The sequence below is a fragment of the Vibrio sp. 03_296 genome (assembly GCF_002265885.1).
In genome coordinates this window covers 1-2,396 of the sequence record NZ_NPKW01000009.1, presented here as the reverse complement: position 1 = coordinate 2,396, position 2,396 = coordinate 1, and the positions used below count along the sequence as shown (strand labels likewise).

General features: G+C 41.7%; 5 protein-coding genes and 1 pseudogene. 1 reads left to right on the top strand and 5 read right to left on the bottom strand.

What is annotated here, in order from left to right:
- Nucleotides 1–3: 3 nt before the first annotated feature.
- The 5 genes from CIK04_RS35395 to CIK04_RS00635 form a co-directional block, all read right to left on the bottom strand.
- Nucleotides 4–126 carry a DUF3265 domain-containing protein gene (locus CIK04_RS35395; RefSeq protein ID WP_103195070.1) on the bottom strand — a complete coding sequence of 41 codons (123 nt, stop codon included), beginning with the start codon at nt 124–126 and terminating at the stop codon, nt 4–6.
- Nucleotides 127–487: 361 nt separating this feature from the next.
- Complete coding sequence (locus CIK04_RS00650; protein ID WP_128824565.1) at nt 488–625, bottom strand: DUF3265 domain-containing protein; 138 nt, start codon at nt 623–625, stop codon at nt 488–490.
- Between the two features lie 400 nt (nt 626–1,025).
- Nucleotides 1,026–1,148, bottom strand: coding sequence for a DUF3265 domain-containing protein (locus CIK04_RS00645; protein ID WP_080584369.1), 123 nt, complete (start codon nt 1,146–1,148; stop codon nt 1,026–1,028).
- 341 nt (nt 1,149–1,489) lie between these two features.
- A complete protein-coding gene (locus CIK04_RS35390) occupies nt 1,490–1,618 on the bottom strand; it encodes a DUF3265 domain-containing protein (RefSeq protein ID WP_081036305.1) in 129 nt (42 codons plus the stop codon).
- A 343-nt stretch (nt 1,619–1,961) separates the two neighbouring features.
- Nucleotides 1,962–2,093, bottom strand: coding sequence for a DUF3265 domain-containing protein (locus tag CIK04_RS00635; RefSeq protein ID WP_176463260.1), 132 nt, complete (start codon nt 2,091–2,093; stop codon nt 1,962–1,964).
- Nucleotides 2,094–2,292: 199 nt separating this feature from the next.
- Here CIK04_RS00635 and CIK04_RS00630 point away from each other — a divergent pair.
- Nucleotides 2,293–2,396: pseudogene (locus CIK04_RS00630) on the top strand (IS110 family transposase); the annotation flags it as partial.

Sequence of the window (2,396 nt, the reverse complement as noted above, 5' to 3'; positions counted from 1 at the left end):
AAGCTAACGCTGCGTTAAGGGGTGAATGCCGCATAAACCAAGCTGCCGCAGACCACTTTCACCACCAAAACTCACTGCAAACCAAAAATGCCACGCGGCATGAATCCCGCTTAAACGCCTTGTTATGTTTAAGACTCAAAGGGTTAAGTTTTGCGATACCAAGAGCTTAACTCGACTTATCTTTGAAAACCAAAGTTAGAAGCTAAAAAGCTGAATTAACTCATAATTTTGATTGGCCGACTTTGAGTTTTAACGTGAGAAATCGAAAAGATGGGGCTCTAACTTTGAAATCAAAATCACTTCACTCACCTCGCCTACACTCTGGAATTCAATGAGGCAACTCTCTGAATTTTTAGCGCCCACGAATTGGAGTCCAGAAAACAGCGACCGCTAAACTCAACTTGCCGACAAGACCAAAATTAGAAAGCTGAGAAAGCAAAGAAAAGATGCAACCAACTGATTTTACGTGACTAAACATAACGCCCAATTAAGGTGTGAAGCACGCAATGCCCAAGCTTCCGCATGGTACTTCAACACAAAAACCACCGCATACCAAAAATGCCACGCGTGCTGAATCACGCTTGAATTGTTTGTTAGTACTCTGCCCTTGAAGCTCTTGAAACACACCAAGATGTTGAAATATAGCACGAAAACAATGGCATAAAACACCAAAGCCAAATGGACAACGACTAAACTAGAACTCAACCACAAAACGCAAGTTGGCTAGAAGAAAAACGTGCAAAACTGCCCCATTTTCAATGATTTAAAATTAGAAAAGGATTCGGTCACCGAACTTGAACAACCACACCAAAGAACCGAGTTGAAGTTAAAAAAACCAACCAGAGAAAAGAAACCGCGCCAGCGAAATTGCTAAAAAGTTAGAAGCCGTAAACGTTAAAATTAAAGCGAAAAACACACATCTAGTGCCACCGGAAAGAACGTGAAAGGTACGCCCATACAAGTGAAAAACTGAGCATCGAAACCAATAAACACCGACAATTTTGACCGTTGATGCTAATCCAGTACTAACGCTGCGTTAAGGGGTGAATGCCGCATAAACCAAGCTTCTGCAGACCACTTTCACCACCAAAACTCACTGCAAACCAAAAATGCCACGCGGCATGAATCCCGCTTAAACGCCTTGTTATGCTTAAGCTTCAATGGCTTACGTTTTACTAAAAACAAGATTAACTCGACTTYGATTCACAAACAAAAGCCAAAARCCAAAAAACTGAAATGACTCATGATTTTGAAAATCAGACTTTGAAATTTGGCAGCTAAAACGAAAAAACCTAAGATCAAATCTCTGATTGAGCCAACCGCCCTAACCTCGCGCTTGCCCAAGAATTGAATGAGGCAATTCTCTGAATTTCTAGCGCCAAAGAATAAGTGTCCGAAAAACAGCGCTCAAAAAAGCCGACTTGCCGACAAACACAAAACTGAAAAGCTGAGGGAACAGAAAAAACCATAAACCACTGATTTTACGTGATTAAGCATAACGCTGCGTTAAGGGGTGAATGCCGCATAAACCAACCTTCCGCAGACCACTTTCACCACCAAAACCAACCGCATACCAAAAATGCCACGCGGCATGAATCCCGCTTAAACGCCTTGTTATGTTTAAGACACAAAGGGTTAAGTTTTGCGATACCAAGAGCTTAACTCGAGTTACCTTTAAAAACCAAAACCAGACGCTAAAAAGCTGAATTAACTCATAAATTTGATTCTAATGATTTTGAGTTTTAGCGTGAGAAACCGAAAGCTGGAGCTCAAACTTTGAAGCTAAGACGCTTTATTCGACTCACAAACGCACTGAGCTTTAATGAGGCAACTCTCAGAATTTTTCGCGCCCACGAATTGGAGTCCAGAAAACAGCGACAACTAAAAGTAACTTGCCGACAAGACCAAAATTAGAAAGCCGAGAAAGCAAAGAAAAGATGCAACCAACTGATTTTACGTGACTAAACATAACGCTGCGTTAAGGGGTGAGTGCCGCCTAAACCAACTTTCCGCAGACCACTTTCACCACCGAAATTCACCGCATACCCAAAATGCCACGCGGCATGAATCCCACTTAAACGCCTTGTATGGATAATAACTAACGAATCAGGGTAAGGTGAGACCCAGACTTTAGCTGCAACTAAAGTTCTCTATCTGATAGTTCGATTGAACGCTGGCTCCTCTATTGAGAGACCGATAACAAGAACGAACATCAGATAGAACTCCAAGCATCACACTCGAATAGTCTTCTGGGTCTCGAGCCCGCATTTCGCAAGCAAGAGTTAGCTTATTATGAATACAAATACACTTCAAAACATTAATGTCGGCGTTGATACAGGTAAGACACAACTTGATATCTATATCCGCCCTCTCGATATCTATTTTAATGTCACAAT